We start from the raw sequence: 18,717 nt of genomic DNA, 5'->3' as shown, positions 1-18,717 counted from the left end.
TAGCCTGAATTTGAGGAATATACCATTCCCCATTATCTCTTAAAGGAAGTATGCCTGCTTCAATAGCATTTCGAATAAGTTGAATAGCTTCAGTTTAGATTTTTCTTTTGAGTTTGTTCATCGATCTTTGCTTGAGTTTGAGAATTAAGAAAGAAAATAACGAAATTAAAAAATTCTGTATGGGCTATTGAAATGCTTAGCTGATAAGTAAGGTGGGTAATTTCGCGTGTCATATTTATATCAGGTAGGCCTAACTCTGGAATTAAAAGTAATTTGAGTGTTTCCAAATATTTACGGGTTAGAGTCGGCAATTTCGAGCAATTGAAAACTAGCGATTTTACAACATTAGTAATGTTATCAAGTGTTGGGTGCATAAAAGGCATAAAAATTTGCTTATATTAATGCAATTCGTGCTTGGTAGTTGTGCAGTTTAAAATGTAGACGCGGCAGATATGAATTTAGATGTTCTTTATAGAATATTTTATAGTCCTAACTATAAAATACATTAGCTAAAAATATAAAAATATCAAATTGAAATTTAACCTTAATTTAAAGTTTTTTTGCAGTTCTTCTTGCTTTGAAAAAATCGCAACAATCGAAGTTTTTCATTCAAATATTTTGTTTTGGGATTGGGCCCTACTTTTTAGCGGGCTGGAAGCGATTATTAGTCGGTCTTCGATTGAGAGAGCGGGTAGCCTCAACAAAGAGAATTAGGTAAACTTCCCTATTTAATTTCTATTAAATGTTTATGGAAGAAAAGATAAATCTTTTAGATTTAAACGAGAAAGCGCTTAGGAAGTTTGTAATCTCTTGTGGCCAGCCGACTTATCGTACGACCCTAGCTTTTGCAATGGATCCATCAGCGGGCGGTAGTAGATTTTTCTTTGATGACAGATCTTAGCAAATTGTTCCGACACCAATTAACTGAGAAGGCTTTACAATTAACTAAGAAGGCTTTAGTTAAGATGCCAGAATTGGTGTTGGATCATGTATCCCAAGATAGAATAGAACCCATAAATGGTTATTTTGCTTAGCGGATAATAACAAAATAAAAACTGTGTTTATTCCTGACCGTAATAGGGGGATCTTATGGGTGTCTTTCCAGGTAGGATGCACCTTGAATTGTAGCTTTTGTGCGACGGGAAAAGAAGAATTTAATCGTAAATTGCCTGAAATTATTGGGCAAGTTTGGTTAGGTCAGCTCTTAAAAAAAATCTTCTTACAAGATTTTCTTACAAGATTACTAATGTGGTCATGATGAGGATGGGAGAGCCCTTATTAAATTACGATCCCGTTGTGGCAGCCATGCATTTGATGATGCACGATCACGCCTATGGCTTATCTAAGTATCGAGTAACCCTCAGTACGTCGGGGGTTATCCCCTGAAATGCAGCGTCTTTGTTGAGAAAGTCCAGTGGCTTTGGCTGTTTCTCTCCATGCTCCCAACGACGAATTGCGAGATATTCTCGTTCCACTTAATAAAAAGTTTCCCTTGGAGAAATTAATTCCCCTCTATCAGGATTGTTATCCACGAGGGAGCAATCGTTACGTCACATTCGAATATGTAATGATTGATAGGGTGGTTAATGAGAGCCTTGGCGAAGCGCAGCAGCTAATCCGGCTCTTGGAAGATGTTGAGCTGTAAAATAAATTTGATTCCCTTTAATCCCTTTGGAGGGACTGTTTATCGCTGCTCAACGGAAGCAGCTATTACGACTTTTAAAAAAAGGTTGATAGAAGCTGGATTTAATACGCGTGTTCAGCGAACACCAGGGAATGACATTGCAGGCGCTTGTGGTCAATTAGCGGGACAATTTCAAGAGATCGCACAAGGGTGTCATCAACACTGGCTCAGAACCGGGACCGGGCGGGGCCGGCGTATTGTTCCTATAAATAAAGAAGCGTCTGGTACGTAATCCATGGGAAATTTCAATACGAACAAGAATGATGTGCTTCTAGACAGTCATCAACTCAGTTATAATGCCAATTAACTATTACCACCAGGAATGCTGCCATGACGGAAAGTGTAATTGAAGATATGGAAGTTCATGCCGAATTATCTAACAGCGTTATTAAAACGCCCGGAATCTTATTGCGTGAAGCTCGTCAAGCTAAAAACCTCAAGTATGAGGACGTAGCGAAACAAATGCATTTGAGCGTTCAGTGGATAAAAAACCTGGAAAAGGATAACTATTCCCAAGCGCCTGCTTTAATTTATGTACGGGGTTATTTGCGTGCATATGCTCGTTGTGTTGGACTTATCCCAGAAGAAGTTATGGCTGCATTCGACGCCTTAGCTTTAAACGAGGAGTTTGAGCGAATTAAAGCGCGAGAAGAAAAACCAGTGAAACATCAATCAGTTCCCGTAATCTCGCGTTCGACTCGAATGATTAGTCGCAAGACGATCCGTTGGATCACTTTTCTCGCTTTAGCTATTTTGATTATATTGGTTGGTGTTTGGTGGCAGGGGAAGAAACACTTTATGGGTCAAATTCAATCGATTATAGCACCGAGTCAAGAATTGTCCTTGAAAGAAACGACGAAGGAATCAACGCCACCTGCAACACCAACAACAAAAAATAAGATTATTTTTTCAGGAACGGATCATTGACAGAAATCATCAAAGCGATTCGGGGAATGAGAGATGTCCTCCCCGATGAGATACCTTATTGGTCTTTCTTTGAGGAAACATTTCGAACCATTATCACTTCTTACGGCTATCGAGAAATCCGCTTCCCTGTGGTAGAGAAAACTGCTTTATTTAAACGCACGATCGGCGAAGCTACAGATATTGTGGAAAAAGAAATGTATACCTTTTTAGATCGCAATGGAGAAAGCCTCACGTTGCGCCCTGAAGGAACGGCTAGTTGCGTTCGAGCAGGCATTCAGAATAGTCTTTTTTACAATCAAACCCAACGATTATGGTATATAGGCCCCATGTTTCGTTATGAGCGGCCTCAAAAAGGACGCTATCGTCAATTTTACCAAGTTGGCGTGGAAACATATGGAATAGGGAATCCTGCTATTGATGCCGAATTAATTTTAATAGGCCGTCGCTTCTGGAAAATGCTTGGTTTAGAGAAATACATTACTTTGGAATTGAACACCTTGGGCACCCTGAATTGCCGACTCCATTATCGGGAAAGACTGGTTAATTATTTGGAGTCGCGAAAAATAGAATTGGATGAAGACAGTCAACGACGTCTAATAACCAATCCCTTGCGGATTTTGGATAGTAAAAACCCTGTCCTACAACCTATTATCATGGAAGCGCCAAAACTTCTGGATCATTTGGACGATGAATCTCGTCGTCATTGGGATCAATTACAAGCCCTCTTAGAGCAAGCAGGATTGTCTTATATTGTTAATCCCAACTTGGTTAGAGGGCTTGACTACTACACTCACACTGTTTTTGAATGGGTAACCAGCCAGTTAGGCGCTCAGGGGACTGTCTGTGCAGGAGGACGCTATGATGATCTCGTTGAGCAAATGGGGGATCGTTCAACACCAGCGGCTGGATTTTCTGCCGGTTTGGAACGGGTCGTCTTACTGTTGCAAGCGATGCGGGAATATGTTATTCATTCGGATATTTATCTCGTGGTGGAGGGGGAGCGGGCAGTGAAACGTGGATTGATGGTAGCAGAACACCTCCGCGATGCATTACCCAGCTTGGTTATTGAGACACATCTCAGCGGAGGTGGTTTTAAAAGTCAATTTAGACGTGCAGATAAAAGTGGTGCAAAATGGGCATTGGTTATTGGTGAAGAAGAAATGAAAACGAATACAGTAACCCTTAAACCTTTAAGTGAGGCATTACCACAACAACAACTCAAAGAAAATGAGGTAATAGCTTATTTGCGTGAAAAAATTTACATGAAAAAACAACTTAACTATCCCTATTTTCCATTGAGTAGAAGAACAGTGAAGGAATGATAAAATGATAGAATATCTTTCCTATTAAAGAACAAATTAAAATGATTAATTGGTTGGCGGGCGGTATTGGTATCATTTCCATATTAAGAAAACAGAACGAGCTTCGCAACTTTATATACAATTGCAAGCACTAACCAGTCAGCACGAATTGGGAAAAATAAATCAATTAACGAATCAGATTGTTAAAAAGTACGCGAAAACCCCTTATGGAGTGATGGCTTCATTACTAAATGCTAAGAATGCTGTAGCACAAAAAATATGCAGAGGCGCTAAAACAATTGCATTGGGTTATATGGATAATGCCGCTCCCCCTTTACAACAGATCGCCCGTTTGCGGGCTGCTCGAATATATCTTGCTCAAAACCAGCCTAATCAAGCGTTAGATTTATTGCGAACAATTAATGATTTTACTTTTAATCCCCTTATTGAAAAATATTAAAGGTGATATTTATGCCGCGATAGGTAATAAGCCAGCCGCTGAAAAATCCTATGAAGCAGCACAAATATGAAGCAGCACAAAATGGAATGAAAGCTATTGGGATTGAGAATCCGTATTTAAAAATGAAAATATACAGTTAAGAACTAAGTCCTTATTTTTAGAGAAAGCGGCCATAAGGGGTAGAGAAATGCTTCCAGTCATCACCATCGTTGGCCGACCTAACGTTGGTAAATCGACATTATTTAATTATTTAACAAGAAGTCGAGCAGCATTAGTGGCTGATGTTCCTGGAGTTACACGGGATCGTCAATATGGAGAAGTGAGAATTGGATCTCAACCTATCTTGGTGGTGGATACGGGCGGATTAGTAGATTCAGAAGAACCTGCTATAGCAGCACTTGCGGAAACTCAAGTGGATCAGGCAATTGAAGAATCGGACTGTACTTTATTTTTGGTGGATGCGAAAACAGGCCTTACTCGTGCCGATGAAATAGTAGCAGAGCGATTGCGGAAAAAAAATAAGAAAATCTTTTTTGTGGTTAATAAAGCAGATGGAACTGAAGCGGAAACGGTTCGAAGCGAATTTTATCGATTAGGCTTTAATGAACTTTACGTAATTTCGGCAAAAAAAGGTCGTGGCATTAAACGCTTGATGACTAGTGTTCTTAGTGAATTGACGTTAGAAAAAGAAGTTGTTGGAAAAGAAATCATTGAAAAGGAGCCAAGAATTAAAATTGCGGTAATTGGCCGACCGAATGTTGGAAAATCTACACTTATTAATCGATTGTTAGGTGAAGAACGCGTTATCGTCTATAACCAACCTGGCACAACGCGAGACAGTATTTATATCCCTTTTGTTCGAAAGGATAAAAACTACACCTTAATTGATACGGCGGGTATTCGCAGGCGATCAAGAATTCATAATCAAGTAGAAAAAATTTCAATTATTAAATCAATGCAAGCTATGCATGTCGCTGATGTGATTATTTTTGTTTTAAATGCTCGTGAAAGTGTAAGCGAGCAGGATTTACGATTGTTAAATTTAATCATTAAAGCAAGTGTTCCCCTAGTAATAGCTATTAATAAATGGGATAGTTTAGAGAATGATGAACGCGAACAAGTAAAACAAGACATCGATCGACGAATGTCTTTTATAGATTTTGCTCGCCATTATTTTATTTCTGCGTTAGAAGGAACGGGGCTAGAAAAATTATTTCGAGCAATTGAGGAATCCTACCAATCAACTCAGCAGGAATTAACTACGAGCCAACTGACGAAAACTTTGGAAAAAGCAGTTTTAGAGCATGAGCCCCCGTTAGTGAAAGGTCGACGAATTCGCTTACGGTTTGCGCATCTTGGTAGTCGTCATCCTTTGACTATTGTTATCCACGGCAAACAAACTCAATCCCTTCCTCAATCGTACTCTCGCTACCTTGCTAATTATTTCCGAAAAACATTTAATTTTATTGGAGTTCCCGTTTACATTAAATTAAAAACCGATCCTAATCCTTATGAAGAGGCCTAACTAATAACTACTTTTCTTACTTTTTGCAAAAAAAGAAAATTCCAACGAGTGCTCCTAATGTAACAATGAAACACATAGCCATAACCGCCGTGAAACTTTTAAGGGTTACTGTTTGTAGTAGGGCGTAGATTAAAACTTCTTGAGTATCCAGTTTTAGCTGATTAAAAACTTGTTGCATGCTTTAATGATGGCCGAAGACAACTCGATCGATTTGAGCTAACACTCAGCAGGAGAAAAATTATTTTCGGAAAGGGCTTGATTGAAGTAATTGCGGCTTAAAAGGATTGAAAGCAACGTGTCGATAGGAATACGAAGAATGCCCAAAGATAGTTAATAGTAAATAATGCCAGCTTTTTCGCCTAGCTTTTCTTTAGGTAGCGCTTGCATTCCGAGCGCAGGGCTGTTAAGAAACGTTAAACCAAGACCGAGTCCTGTTAAAAGTAGTGGTAACGAGAAAAAATGATAGGTGGCATGTAGAGGTGTCCAATAAAATAAAAAGGTACCAAGAGCAATTAATGTTAAGCCTACTATCATAGGAAGTCGATAACTCAAACGCCGAATAATTCTCGAAACAATAAGTAAAAATAAAAAAATACTAACCCTAATGGGCAAAATAGCGATTTCTGCATGAATTGGCGAACAATCTAGTAAATAAGGGCTTTGAATGAAGGTGTTGAAAAAAATAAAGCACGCCCATAATTATGAATATTCTCACCGCAATACCTACGTTACCTGAAATAAATAAGCGTTTATGAAAATGATAAAAGTGGACCAGGGGGATTTTGACTTTATGTTCCACAAACCAAAAAAAATATCAGCAGTGAAACTCCCACAATCAATAAAATTAAGTTTTTAGAGAAGTCCATCCCCATACATTTGATATCCATACGGATATTTTCTCTTTCGCTCCGCGTTTTCTTTGCGAATAAACGAGCAATAATCATAACCATAGCCATAAGTGGAATGTTAGTCCAGAAGATATCGTACCATGTGTCATAACTAGTGAAAATTCCACTAATAACTGGACCAAAAGCAAAGCCAAGACCGACTATCCAACTATCTCCTATCCAACTATCTCCGTCCAGAAGATGACAGCTAAATCTTCTTGGCTGCCGGAAAAGGCTATCTTGGCTATGGATAGGGTCATTGGAGTAATGAGAGAGGCGCTAAGCCCTTGTAAAGCGTGACCGATGATTATAATAGTCGGTTCGTGTGCCAGTGCGATAATTAAGGAAGCAACAATAAATAGCGAGGCTCCTGTTAAAAACATATTTCGCCGATCGAAAAGATCACCGAGTTGGCCTCAGACCATGATAAATGAAGCACACGCTAGAAGATAAGAATTTACAATCCATTGCAACGAAATGGAAGTTAAATGCAATTCATTACTCATCGCCAGGAGAGCATTCATTACTGCCGTAGTATTTAATGTCGTAGTGAAAACAGCTAGACAAACGGCGCCAAGAACTAACCATTTGTGTAGAGAGTTGCCTTCTAGATAATAAGTTCTTAACACTCCAAAAACTTCCTTATTTTTTATTCGTGTTTTAGATTATCTGACTTTATCTCCTAAAGTCCTCTAAGCTTAGAATATTTATCTGGAAACTATTATTTTAGCTTGACTGATGTTGCTGCATAAATTCTCTCGACACAAGAGTTTATTTGTCCCTCGGATAGTTGTACTGAAATTCGATCTCCAACTTTAAGAACCATTTCTTTTCGAATGATTTGATTTTGGTGAGTAACAAGGGCATACCCCCGGTCCCCCGGTCTAACGTTATTAACGGGCTCATCGTTTGAAATGCTTGGGCTTTGTCGCAAGCCATTGTTGTCGCCGATTAAGATGGTAATCCATTGCCATGATTAGTCGGTGATGAAGTGATTCAATCCGACGGCAACGAGCTTCTAGACGCTGATTCTGGCGCTGCAAGTGAGCCATGATTGGTTGCAATTGAAGCCGACAGTGACGCAATTGAGTAGTTATTAAATGACTTAAGCGTCGTTGGAAAGTTTGAATATGTTGTAACCATTCGATTCGATTAGGACTTACCTTTTCTGCAGCAGCGGAAGGGGTAGCCGCGCGTTGATCAGCTGTGAAGTCGGCAATTGTAAAATTGACTTCATGACCAATTCCTGAAACAATCGGAATTTGGCAAGAAAAAATTGCTCGAGTAATTTTTTCTTCATTAAATGGCCATAAATACTCCAAAGAACCCCCTCCACGAGCTAGCATGAGCACGTCGCATTCTTTGCGTTTATTAGCTTTGTTTATCGCCTCTACGATTTGAGCAGCAGCTTTTTCACCCTGAACCAATGTAGGGGATAAACGATTATTGGAACGTTAGGAAATCGTCTTTTTAGCACCTTTAAAATATCCCAGATTGCCGCACCGGAAGGAGAGGTGATCACTCCGATGGTCTTAGGGAAAGTAGGAATAGGCTTTTTATTTTTGGAAGCAAATAAGCCTTCCTTTTCAAGTCGTTGTTTTAATCGTTCAAAGGCGATTTGCAAGGCCCCGCTGCCTGTCATAATCATTTGCGTTACAATCAATTGAAAATTGCCCTGTGGTTCATAGAGACTAACTTGGAGGCCTGTAATAATACATGGTGGCCATTTTCGGGTATAAAATTCAATTGACAGCAGTAATTACGAAAAAATGCACATCGAACTTGCGCACGCTCATCCTTTAAAGAGAAATAAAAATGGCCGGAACTTGGCTGCGACAGGTTAGAAATTTCTCCAGTAATCCATAGGCGTTGAAAACGCTCTTCTAAAAAGACACGAGTTTCAGCATTAAGTTGTGAGATGGTATAGACTGTTTCTGCAAGCGATGGATTAATAAGGGTCTGATTTTCGATGAATACATCCATCCACTTATTATGGCAAATAATCAAGACATTTGTCACTAACTACGGTTGGCGCAACGAGATGGTATGAATTAGATCCGACACCTCGTAATCTACTAATAAAGCATTTTATCCTCTTTTTTTGCATTCTTCAAATAAAGGCAGTGCTTCTTTTCTCATAAATTGCACCATCGGTAGGTCGTGCTTAACAAAAAGGGTTTAGAAATTTTCTCATAGAAATAAGTGTCATCAAATCCAATCCTGTCCGCATCAGTTTTTTCTAACGAGAAAAAGATTTTGTCAATTCTTGCCCAATAATAAGCGCTCGGGCACATAGTGGACGGTTCGCAATTAGTGTACAGATGACATCCACTTAGATAGTAAGTGCCTAGGGATTTGAAGGCTTTACGAATAGCAACGATTTCACCGTGTGCAGTTGGGTCATTAATGGCGTTAACTTGATTAGTTCCCTCGGAAATAATTTGAGAATTTTTTACGATGATAGATCCGAAATGCCCACCATAATTTTCTAACACCGCTTTCTTAACCAAATCGAAAACTAAGGTCATAAATTTTTTATCCTCCGTATTTTCCAACATGGTTATTCCTTCATTTTAGAGCCAATTTAATCATTATAATTGAATACTTTTAATTAATTGATCCAAAAAAAGTATCATCCGTTCATAATGAGAGCCTGCCCAATAAATATTATGGCATTGATCACATCTCATAAAATCCTGATAAAATTTTTTAGTTTTCGGCTATAATTCGTTACTAATGAATTTTTTATTAATAAGTCTAAGCTTTCCATTACAATGCAAACAACGAGTAAATGGATTAACAGAAGATAGCAGGTCAAATTGTTTAATAACTTCGCGGATTTGTGGTTCAGGATCTGTTTCTTATATCCAGTAGCCATGGGTTACCTTTTTATTTTTTTAGGGATACCCTTATTCCATGTCAGAATAATCTGATTTTCCTCTTGGGAAAGGTTGATTATTTCATTATCATTAAGAAATCATTGAGTTCTTCATAGAAACGAAATAACGGTGTTTTCTGAGACATATTAAACCTACGGATTCATGATGTGGTTATAATATCATCCGAAGAATGCTGGAGTTGAATATTGGACGGTTTTAAGTATCGTTGGATGGACTTGCTCTCATCTTATATAATAGCCCTATGATGGGCGCCTTCAATGGGAGTAAATATGGTAGGCCGAATTCTTCTTATTCTTAGCGCATTTTGGTTGACAGGTTGTACAGTCGGGCCCAGAGAATTGGGATTTACACCTCAACAATGGCAAATGATGAATCCCACAGAACGCAAACAGTTACGAGCGAACTATTACCAAATTCACAATACCCTTGAATTGAAAACTGTTTACCAGGGTCCTAGAATTCAAGTCGCTCTCTTTAGAGGGATAGCTCTGATGCCGCCGCTTTTCCAAGCTTATTATTTTGAGTCGGTAAAATTTAAAATTGCTCCTGGAAAATGCCAGCACGTTCAACTAACAAGCTGGGACCAAGCTCATTTCGTTAAGCTTACGGTTTGTTATGATGGATTAACGTTAAGCATGGATCCAAGTCGTTACGACTTTGAAAAAGCCAAAGGGACTTTACTTTTGACTTATAATCCACTGTGGAAGCACGGCTTTACCTATAATGATCTGTCGAGTTTGGGTTATGTGCGCTTACAAAATACGAATGTAACAATAAAAACAATTTCTAATGAGGCGGCGGTTGAAGATGTCCAAACTGCTGGCCCTTGAGACTGCCACAGCTGCTTGCTCTGTTGCGCTATGGCTAAATGGGGAGATTACTCAACAATTCGAAATTGCTCCGCAGAGACATTCGGATATTCTTCTGGATCGTGTTGATGAGTTGCTGAGCGATGCAGGAATAAATTTGAAAAACCTTGATGCAATTGCTTTCGGATCGGGGCCAGGAAGCTTTATGGGTGTTCGTATTTCTACGGGTGTTGCGCAAGGAATTGCCTATGGAATCGATCTCCCGGTTATCCCGGTATCAACGTTACAAGCATTAGCTCAGGCAGCTTATCAAAAAATAAATAGTGAGCGGGTGATTGCAGGTTGGGACGCACGAATGGATTCTATTTACTGGGGTGTTTACCAAGTAGATGACAGAAAAATCATGCAAGTGATTACGGGTGATCATGTGGACCATCCGGAAGATATCCAATTTCCAACGGAAAATGGAATAGGCGTAGGAAATGCGTGGGCCGTATATCGAGCCTCTTTGTCGCCGGATTTCCCGTTCATAGAGAAGGAAATCTATCCCGACGCCGCTTCAGTAGCCATGATTGCTCATGAGAAATTTAAGCAAGGTGATGTGTTACCACCTGAAAAAGCAGAACCTACATATATTCGTGAAAAAGTAGCCCGTTCCTCGGGAAAAGAGTTTTAACTCTGTACATGATAAAAATCATGAGACGATTTATTTCATCAAATTATCTATTTTGTCAGTATACGGAGGACCTTTGCGTTTTGAGGGATGTCTTTAAGATTTAATTTTAAGATTTAATTAAGATTTATACTGTATATTCTAAACAATCAGGAATTAAGAGAGGTTCAATGGGAAGTACCCAAAAAACTTAAACGATGAACAATCAGAACAAGTGGGACAAGGAGTATTATCGGCTCGTCCTAATGAGCCATTAGTTCAAATTAGGTCAATCGCTACTCTTGTCCTTTTGTAAGGAGTTTTTCTAGCTCCTCAATTTGGCGTCTAAATTAATGAGGATTCTAGAGCTCAATTGCAGGGGTTTTTAGCGCTTCGAGTAAATAGACGCTTCTAAGCAGAAGAGTCGTTGATAGACGTTGAACTTGAAGAGCCAGTGTTGCCATTAACAGTCGATTTTTCGCTCAATTTAGATGATATGCAAAACAGGAGAGGCGACGCTTGAGGAGCTCTGCCCCACATTCGCCGGGCTATTCACCACCAACAACAGAGGGGTTTTCCTTTTTTAGCTTCAGCCACTTAGCTATGATGATGGTTAGCAAGCTTATGACCCCAATAATTTAGTTGATGTGCGGGAAGCACCGCCAGTATCGTCTCCAGGAACTGGACCTCAGGTGTTAGCGTTGGAAAAAAATTAATTTTCTTCCACGTGAAAAAAAAATCCTAAGGAAATGATATGTTTTATATCACAAGATATCATGTCTGTCTGACCCAGTTTATTTTAAACAACGACCGAAATTGCTATTTGACGGATCACAAGCTCTTTGTTGGTTAGGGCTAAATTCATCCCGCCCAATAACGCATGAATCGTCCGTTTCAGCAGCGGATTTAGGTTTCTGAAAATGGGCTTAAAAAGGAAATAGAATATTTCATTTGTGCTGAAGTCATGAAAGCGGAGAATAAAGAAATAGTTTTATCGAAACATGAGCAAATAGGAATAACCTTTGGTTTAGAATATTATCAAGTAGCAGGGTTAAAAAAATTAGTGCAAATAAATGGTTGTTTAATGGTGTTGAGTAGAGACCAGATAGAAGATGAAAGGTTCAGCTAAAATATTGTTGATTCTATTGAGGCGGAATTAAAATACGAAGAGGTAATTAAACTCCCAGAAGAAGTACGAAAGCGCCTAGCAAGGATAGAATTAATTGAAGACTATTTCAGAATACCTACATTTTCATTCTGATTGAGAGATTGATTCAGCAGCTCTCTTAATGTTAAGTCGCGCATACATTGTAAAGAGAGTTTATAATTTATATTCCTTTAATTTCAGCCATTAGCATTAACTGATAAGTTTTTGGAGAGCCCATGCGAAGCACCATCGTATTAATGATAACTTGTTTAGTCCAGACGAAAGAACCTTACTTCATCCGACAGATGTTCCACTAAGCTTATTTCACGATATTCGTTCACCAAAGGGAATAGTTTATAGGATACTTCCTTCCGGCAATCTTTTTGATCTTACGTTTGTGTCTCCTTTGGATGGAATGGAGGAAGTGATACAAAAAGCATTTCAGGAATTAGAGAATTTTATCAATATCAAATTTATTACTTCATTCCAGTCCGATTTATTTTTTACTTTTGTTACCGATTTAGAAGATAAAACAGGTGGAGTCTCTGGGAATTTGATTATATTAAATCAAAGAAATTTTTTTAAGGCTTGAAGTTATAGGACTGTCTTACATGAATTAGGACATTTTCTTGGGCTGGATTATCCTGCGTCGATACAACGATTTTTGTGGATATTTTGGAATATGAATGCTTACCCTCCACATTTATCTATAAAGAAAGCCAATTATGATACTATCATGATGGCGGCTTATCCTTTAGAGTTATCTTTTTGATAATTACGAGCCTATTCTTTTTATCAGTTTGGCAGAAATTATTTTTGTAGGCCTGATACACCCATGGCATTAGATGTTAGCACGCTGCAAAAAGTTTATGGTGCCAATAGAGCAATTAATTCTGGCGATACTATTCACAGATTTCCTCGTGCAGGCATGAATTTATTTACTCTTTGGGATCCAGCTAGTAATGATACGCTTGATTGTACCGATTACGCAGGTGATGTGCGTCTTTTTGTAGAGGGTAGCGATCAACTCAGCGATGTTGGTGATAATTTTTTTCAATTTGCTCAAGGCACTTCAATCAAAAATATTATAACGGGACTCGGAAACGATCGAATATACGCAGGTAACACCGTAATTACGACTGGCTCTAGTTATGACACCATATATGTGACAGCGAGAAGTGATCATATTCGAATTACTGATTTTAGCGCTACAGATAAAATATCCCTGGCTGAGCTTTTCCAGTATGCCCAATGCTAATCTTTCGACATCAAAACGACAACGCATCTGGATCAGTGAACAACAACGCTAAACATTAAAGGAGAAAATTATTTAATTCCTTTTAAGCTCAAATCAGTATCGTTAAAATGGTTTTGTAACCGCCCGATTAATATTATTGATCAGATCACTTTTTTTGGCCCAATTTCTTAATTTTTATTATTATCCAAATGATAACCTTATTGTTGGTCAATTTGCTTACTGCCTTAGCTGCTCTTATGATGTGGTTGAAAGGTCCTGAAATTAGCGAAATTCATCAGATTACCTCCAGAAAAATCTATAGATTTTTTCAAGTGAAAATTTTGGATCCATTAATAGTCGAAATATTGAAATTTTACGAATGGTAAGTCATATGATGATACGTGGTAATATGTCGATAACAGGCTGCATTCCTTATGACTGGGCCTATAGTGCACGAAAGGGAGATGACCAAGAAACACAACTTAAACTTGATAACATGATGAAAATACTTTATATGCTAAAAAAGCTATTAGAAATTGGTATAGTTTATTTGGTCAATCCAATTGTAATGGTTCCTTACTATTTAACGAAAAATTTTTATTTAGATTTTTCTGTTAAATGGAATGAAACTAGTAATGCTATGTTGCCTACAAGAGTCAGATTTTCTTTGTTTTCAAGATTAAGTGTAGTAGCTAACGTTTTACTAAAATACATTTCAGGTGGTTCAGTTGTAATAAATGTATTAAACGAGCAAGAGAAAGGCCTATTAAAAATTAAAAAAATGAACTACGGTGTTAAACACGAAATCATTTATTAAGGTAATTATCCAAATTATTATCATTATTAACGCCTAATCATCCAAACGCAACTCGTAAGTGATCATGATCTTTCCTCCGTTGGTTTTTCTTCACAATAATTTCAACGTCGCGATCCAATTTATTTAGAAAGCTAATGAGGCGTTCGATGGAAAAATCATCTAATCGTCTAAAATTTAGTGCAGATACTTTAGGTTGCCATGTCAAGTACCTTCACTGCTTCAATTTGTTTTAAACCCCGTTTCTCAATAATATGATTAATCTAGTTTGCTAGATTTTCTTTGGCTAAGTACTTTTCTACATCGTGTAAGTCAATATCAGAAAATACATTACCATTCAATTTAGTCATTTCTAATTTTTAATCGCTTCTACGTACCATTATTATCCTTCAGTAAGATCAGAAATTCTACTGAATATCCAGTGATTTTTATTTTTATTTAATTAAATTATCTATTTTTTTTAATGTATAAAGGAGTTTTAAAAATGAATCCCTTATTTTTAATATTTCTTTAATGTTTTTATGGTATGGTGTTCCTATGTAAAGCGAAGTATCTTATGCTAAAATTATTGACAATTAAAATATTTTTTTTGGAATTGTTTGGATTATCAAAGAGTTTTTTTTCTAATTCAGTGGCGGCGCCATCAGGCAATATGCAAACTATCATTGCAACTTTGTAAAACTAAATTGAACAAGTTCAAGACAGTGTTCCCCAGAAATAAAGCACAAGCTGCAGTAACTTAAAAAGAGATAACCCAATTACACAACAGGTGATGCAAAAGAAAATCACTATTTTGAAAAATCAAATTCAATAAGTACAAGCTCAATTAAATACTGAAAATAAAGAAATTATAAAAATAAATCCATGAAGTGGAAATCATTAAGTAATTGAATCGTTCATTCTTATTTTCTTATCGATCCTTTTATTTATTTAACCTTATCTTAAAATTTTGGTAAATAAGTGTTCTTCTCGGCAAGATTCAATCTACATTTTTATAAAATTCCATTTGAGGAAATATGATATTTATAGAAATTATTTTTTGAAAATAAATTTTTTCTGAGGATAAGTTAATGTCTAAAAAATGGACTCCAATACTTATATCTTCATCTACAAAATGTAGATGAAGGCTGTCAGATTTAATTAGATCATAAACCAAGGTGCATAAAATCTAACTACGTTGTTATTAATTTTTTTAGTATTTATAAGAATAGCGCTGTCGATAATTTCTGAAATTAGTCTAGTCTATAAGTTTTTTTCTTTTAGAATACTTCTCAAAACTATATTCTCTACATTAGCTTTAATGTGAAATGGAATGGGATAGTTCTTAGAAGATAGATGAGTCAATAGCGATGTCTTTAATTCCTGTAAAGATGGAATATGGCTTATAGTAAAAATTTTTTTCCATCCGTAACTTAGTAATAGCGGACCAAGGAAATAGTTCATGCTCTTGAGCAATTCGTACACGTCCTTTTGCGCAGTAATAGAAAACATTATCAATTATAACCAACTTTCTATCTAATGAGTTAAATGTCGATAATTCAATATTGCCATATTTTTTTAATTCTTTAATTAAAAATCCACATCATAGTAGCCTTTAGAAACTGATAGAAAGTGAGAGTATTGATAAAGTGCTGACATTAGCAACTCCTTATTTTAAATATTTCCAATTGAATTTATATTAAAATATTTTTTTAATAAATAATTAGTTAAATCATCTAATAAAATAGACTGCTCCGCATCTAAATTTTTTTCTTTTCTTAAAAAAGCAATCTCTTTTAGAGCATCGTTTCGAGTGAGTCGGATTCCCCCCCGATAATCAAAAGATAAATTTTTTTCACCATCATACGTATGCTTTAAATAATCAGAAAATTTTTGTTGGTTTTCCTTACATAGGAGATCCCAATAATGTCTGCCGATTAACCGTAAAGCTTGTTCTCTTCGGATTGGGTTAGGAAATTCGAAGGCAATTTTTTCTTTCTCTTCTGGTACAGCAAGATGAAAGCGTTGAAATAGAAATTCTTCGTAAGGTGTAGAAAAACCAATTTCATATAAAGCCGCATCGGGATCTAGATTTGGAACGTTAGGATAAATAAAGTTTTGGTGGTAATCGCAAATGCTCTGGAAAATATTGGGGTGGGCGGCTAACCATTGTTTATTTTCATTTGCTAGCTGGAATCGCTTGAGTGACAAATGATGAAGATAGCGCCCGAGAGCAGGTAGCACAATGGCTTGAACACCTACAACTTTACGGATGGTGTAAGTAGTTTTTGGAATCGTTTTTTCAGTGGTAGTTGATAATTCCTCACGATCGAGGCGCAACCATACATATTGATTTTTATAATGCTTGTGAGGTCCTAATCCAATTACAGGAGCTTGGTAAGCAAGCGTTGAACCAAAGTTTCCTTGGATTAAAATCCCTTCCCGATGATGATAAAATTTGCTCTTAATTGCCGCTGGTAATTGGGCTAATCGATGAGTTTCTATTTTTTTATCAAAATATCCGATGACGTATTGCCACATTTCCTTGTGAGCCATTAATTTTTTAGCTAAGCTAATACATGCATTCACGTCTACCATGGCATCATGAGCCTGCCCGTGTGCTAGTTGATTCATTCTGGATAAATTTTCTAATTTCATATTTAACGGGTTTGGCCAATTTAAAACATCTGATTTATATAAGTAATATAAAATGGTAATTGGAAAAAGATCCAATCGTCCGCATTGATTATTGAATTGATGGGTATAAGGTGGTAGTAAATTTCGATAAAAGGAAAAGCGTAAAAATTCGTCATCAAAACCGAGCGTATTATACCCAACGCTAATAGTACCAGGGTTGTTCATTAATTGGTGGATTTCTCGAATGGCTTCAATTTCAGGTTTTCCGGAAAGCATTTTGGCAACCGATATTCGATTGGTGATGATTGCTGTAGGAGAAGGGATGATGTCGGGATTGAGGCGAATGCGAATTTCGTGTCGCTCTAGTTCATTTAATGATTCATCAGTTCGAATAGCAGCGAATTGTAAAATTTGATCGAAGCACTTATTTAAACCAGTGGTTTCGATGTCATAGAATAAATAAGTTTTTTTTTCATGGAGTAAGTGATCCTCTATTCAAAATAAAGAGATACTTTGGCAATATATTTTACTCGAGAGACAATATCCTGATACTGCAATTCTAACTTTTCTTTCTCATCTTTAACCGCTGTTAATGGCAGATAAATTTCAATATAAACTTTACCGTCCAAATAATGTAAGATTGTCCGCCGGATTTCTTTAAAACTTGGTAAATTTTGACAATGGACTTTTAATAAACGATGAATATCTTCGCGACTGGGTAAATTTACTGAAGGTGTTGAAGTAGCGTCATTTTCCGGATCAATATGAACGGTAACATCAACGATATGGGAAATATTTTTCATAAGATTTATATGCACCTGCTCGCTAATGTAATGTCCCTCCGATACACTGATGTCGGGGGAGACTTGAATATGAACATCTATGAAAATATTGCCTCCGTGCGAACGCGTTCGTAACTGGTGGATGGAAAGAACACCAGGGACAGTGGAAATAATGTTAGTAATTTTTTCAAGAGTTTCGTCATCGACAGCCGCATCAATGAGTTCTTGAATATTTTTCCATATCATTTTGAGGCCCATACGCAAGATTAAAAGTGCGATAATTAAGGCGCCGATCGAATCAAGATAAGTGATGCCTAACCGAGTACCAATCACGCTGGCTAAAACAATCAACGAAACGAGGGCGTCACTGTGGTTATGCCAGGCGTTAGTACGCAACAGGTCAGAATTAATTTTGTTGTCTTTTATTAGGGTGTAGCGAAATAAGCTTTCATTTGCAATCACAGAAACGATGGCCACAATAATAACGGAAAAAGTGGGTGTCGTAGAGTGAACCCGATGAATGATATGCTGGAGGGTATCAAAAGTGATCCCCAGAGCAACAAAAATGAGAATGAGCGAAATAATAATTGCTCCAATCGTTTCGATGCGCCCATGACCGTAGGGATGTTCCTTGTCTGGTGATTGGGCCCCAAGATGCGCCGCTATGACTACAAGCCCGTCAGTAAGGAGGTCTGATAAGGAATGAATTCCATCAGCAATTAAAGCTTGAGAATAGCCAATAATTCCAACGTCAATTTTAAATAAAGCGAGTAAGGTATTTACGACAGCACTTATAAGCGAAACGCTCAAGAGCGTGGAAAGGCGACGATTTTTGCTTTTTGAAAAAATCATAGCAGCGTTCGTATTCTTCATTGCGAAATAGGACAAGTATGGTACTATATTGTCAATATTTAAGCAAAGGCAAGAGTAATACGCTCTCTACGGGACAAATATAGAAAAACTAAAGGTTCCCTCG

20 protein-coding genes and 3 pseudogenes are annotated in these 18,717 nt (G+C 37.3%); 10 read left to right on the top strand and 13 right to left on the bottom strand.

Features of this window, described 5'->3' with window-relative positions:
- Window positions 1–748: 748 nt before the first annotated feature.
- The 5 genes and pseudogenes from rlmN to der all read left to right on the top strand — a co-directional run bounded on the left by rlmN (window position 749) and on the right by der (window position 5,897).
- Window positions 749–1,916, top strand: a pseudogene (gene rlmN, locus CleRt_RS05925) (dual-specificity RNA methyltransferase RlmN).
- Window positions 1,917–2,014: 98 nt separating this feature from the next.
- On the top strand, window positions 2,015–2,611 hold the full coding sequence (locus tag CleRt_RS05920; RefSeq protein WP_053097911.1) for a helix-turn-helix domain-containing protein: 597 nt from the start codon (window positions 2,015–2,017) through the stop codon (window positions 2,609–2,611).
- Window positions 2,608–3,933 carry a histidine--tRNA ligase gene (gene hisS, locus CleRt_RS05915; protein WP_082160452.1) on the top strand — a complete coding sequence of 442 codons (1,326 nt, stop codon included), beginning with the start codon at window positions 2,608–2,610 and terminating at the stop codon, window positions 3,931–3,933. Before CleRt_RS05920 ends, hisS begins: the two co-directional genes overlap by 4 nt.
- A gap of 49 nt (window positions 3,934–3,982) precedes the next feature.
- On the top strand, window positions 3,983–4,372 hold the full coding sequence (locus CleRt_RS05910) for a YfgM family protein (RefSeq protein WP_053097908.1): 390 nt from the start codon (window positions 3,983–3,985) through the stop codon (window positions 4,370–4,372).
- 187 nt (window positions 4,373–4,559) lie between these two features.
- Window positions 4,560–5,897, top strand: a complete 1,338-nt coding sequence (gene der / locus CleRt_RS05905) for a ribosome biogenesis GTPase Der (protein ID WP_048875434.1) — start codon at window positions 4,560–4,562, stop codon at window positions 5,895–5,897.
- Window positions 5,898–6,227: 330 nt separating this feature from the next.
- On the opposite strand, the gene CleRt_RS12200 is transcribed toward der, so the two are convergent.
- The 8 genes and pseudogenes from CleRt_RS12200 to CleRt_RS14210 form a co-directional block, all read right to left on the bottom strand.
- Entirely contained in the window at window positions 6,228–6,509 is a 282-nt protein-coding gene (locus CleRt_RS12200; protein ID WP_371440222.1) for an MFS transporter, read from the bottom strand.
- A 451-nt stretch (window positions 6,510–6,960) separates the two neighbouring features.
- Window positions 6,961–7,188, bottom strand: a pseudogene (locus CleRt_RS12195) (MFS transporter); the annotation flags it as partial.
- A gap of 12 nt (window positions 7,189–7,200) precedes the next feature.
- A complete protein-coding gene (locus CleRt_RS12190) occupies window positions 7,201–7,413 on the bottom strand; it encodes a hypothetical protein (protein ID WP_235378911.1) in 213 nt (70 codons plus the stop codon).
- A gap of 273 nt (window positions 7,414–7,686) precedes the next feature.
- Window positions 7,687–8,211: an exodeoxyribonuclease VII large subunit gene (gene xseA, locus CleRt_RS12185; protein ID WP_306686659.1), complete on the bottom strand. Its 525-nt coding sequence runs from the start codon at window positions 8,209–8,211 to the stop codon at window positions 7,687–7,689.
- A complete protein-coding gene (locus CleRt_RS13445; protein WP_306686658.1) occupies window positions 8,175–8,447 on the bottom strand; it encodes an exodeoxyribonuclease VII large subunit in 273 nt (90 codons plus the stop codon). The genes xseA and CleRt_RS13445 overlap by 37 nt, the downstream gene beginning before the upstream one ends.
- A complete protein-coding gene (locus CleRt_RS12180; protein ID WP_235378909.1) occupies window positions 8,444–8,767 on the bottom strand; it encodes an exodeoxyribonuclease VII large subunit in 324 nt (107 codons plus the stop codon). The genes CleRt_RS13445 and CleRt_RS12180 overlap by 4 nt, the downstream gene beginning before the upstream one ends.
- 152 nt (window positions 8,768–8,919) lie before the next feature.
- Window positions 8,920–9,342 carry a nucleoside deaminase gene (locus CleRt_RS05890; protein ID WP_048875433.1) on the bottom strand — a complete coding sequence of 141 codons (423 nt, stop codon included), beginning with the start codon at window positions 9,340–9,342 and terminating at the stop codon, window positions 8,920–8,922.
- 33 nt (window positions 9,343–9,375) lie between these two features.
- Window positions 9,376–9,630, bottom strand: a pseudogene (locus CleRt_RS14210) (Mut7-C RNAse domain-containing protein); the annotation flags it as partial.
- Window positions 9,631–9,941: 311 nt separating this feature from the next.
- Here CleRt_RS14210 and CleRt_RS05885 point away from each other — a divergent pair.
- From CleRt_RS05885 to CleRt_RS05865, 5 genes are all read left to right on the top strand, one after another.
- A complete protein-coding gene (locus tag CleRt_RS05885) occupies window positions 9,942–10,514 on the top strand; it encodes a hypothetical protein (protein WP_048875432.1) in 573 nt (190 codons plus the stop codon).
- Window positions 10,492–11,169 (top strand): tRNA (adenosine(37)-N6)-threonylcarbamoyltransferase complex dimerization subunit type 1 TsaB, encoded by a 678-nt coding sequence (gene tsaB / locus CleRt_RS05880; protein WP_048875431.1) that lies wholly within the window; start codon window positions 10,492–10,494, stop codon window positions 11,167–11,169. The genes CleRt_RS05885 and tsaB overlap by 23 nt, the downstream gene beginning before the upstream one ends.
- Before the next feature lie 1,388 nt (window positions 11,170–12,557).
- On the top strand, window positions 12,558–12,884 hold the full coding sequence (locus tag CleRt_RS05875; protein ID WP_048875430.1) for a hypothetical protein: 327 nt from the start codon (window positions 12,558–12,560) through the stop codon (window positions 12,882–12,884).
- A 243-nt stretch (window positions 12,885–13,127) separates the two neighbouring features.
- Window positions 13,128–13,550: a M10 family metallopeptidase C-terminal domain-containing protein gene (locus CleRt_RS05870; RefSeq protein ID WP_048875429.1), complete on the top strand. Its 423-nt coding sequence runs from the start codon at window positions 13,128–13,130 to the stop codon at window positions 13,548–13,550.
- 358 nt (window positions 13,551–13,908) lie between these two features.
- Entirely contained in the window at window positions 13,909–14,346 is a 438-nt protein-coding gene (locus CleRt_RS05865) for a hypothetical protein (RefSeq protein ID WP_048875428.1), read from the top strand.
- A gap of 37 nt (window positions 14,347–14,383) precedes the next feature.
- On the opposite strand, the gene CleRt_RS09210 is transcribed toward CleRt_RS05865, so the two are convergent.
- The 5 genes from CleRt_RS09210 to CleRt_RS05850 form a co-directional block, all read right to left on the bottom strand.
- Window positions 14,384–14,551 carry an XRE family transcriptional regulator gene (locus tag CleRt_RS09210; RefSeq protein ID WP_082160450.1) on the bottom strand — a complete coding sequence of 56 codons (168 nt, stop codon included), beginning with the start codon at window positions 14,549–14,551 and terminating at the stop codon, window positions 14,384–14,386.
- Between the two features lie 771 nt (window positions 14,552–15,322).
- Window positions 15,323–15,499, bottom strand: a complete 177-nt coding sequence (locus CleRt_RS14205; RefSeq protein WP_157870871.1) for an acetolactate decarboxylase — start codon at window positions 15,497–15,499, stop codon at window positions 15,323–15,325.
- Between the two features lie 168 nt (window positions 15,500–15,667).
- Window positions 15,668–15,913: an acetolactate decarboxylase gene (locus tag CleRt_RS14200; RefSeq protein ID WP_082160448.1), complete on the bottom strand. Its 246-nt coding sequence runs from the start codon at window positions 15,911–15,913 to the stop codon at window positions 15,668–15,670.
- An 83-nt stretch (window positions 15,914–15,996) separates the two neighbouring features.
- A complete protein-coding gene (locus CleRt_RS05855) occupies window positions 15,997–17,406 on the bottom strand; it encodes an exonuclease domain-containing protein (protein ID WP_235379220.1) in 1,410 nt (469 codons plus the stop codon).
- 44 nt (window positions 17,407–17,450) lie between these two features.
- Complete coding sequence (locus CleRt_RS05850) at window positions 17,451–18,593, bottom strand: cation diffusion facilitator family transporter (protein ID WP_048875425.1); 1,143 nt, start codon at window positions 18,591–18,593, stop codon at window positions 17,451–17,453.
- Window positions 18,594–18,717: the final 124 nt, after the last annotated feature.

The organism is Candidatus Coxiella mudrowiae, from assembly GCA_001077715.1.
Lineage (GTDB): Bacteria > Pseudomonadota > Gammaproteobacteria > Coxiellales > Coxiellaceae > Coxiella > Coxiella mudrowiae.
The sequence above is the reverse complement of the archived record's forward strand: the minus strand, read 5'-3'. Positions and strand labels throughout refer to the sequence as shown.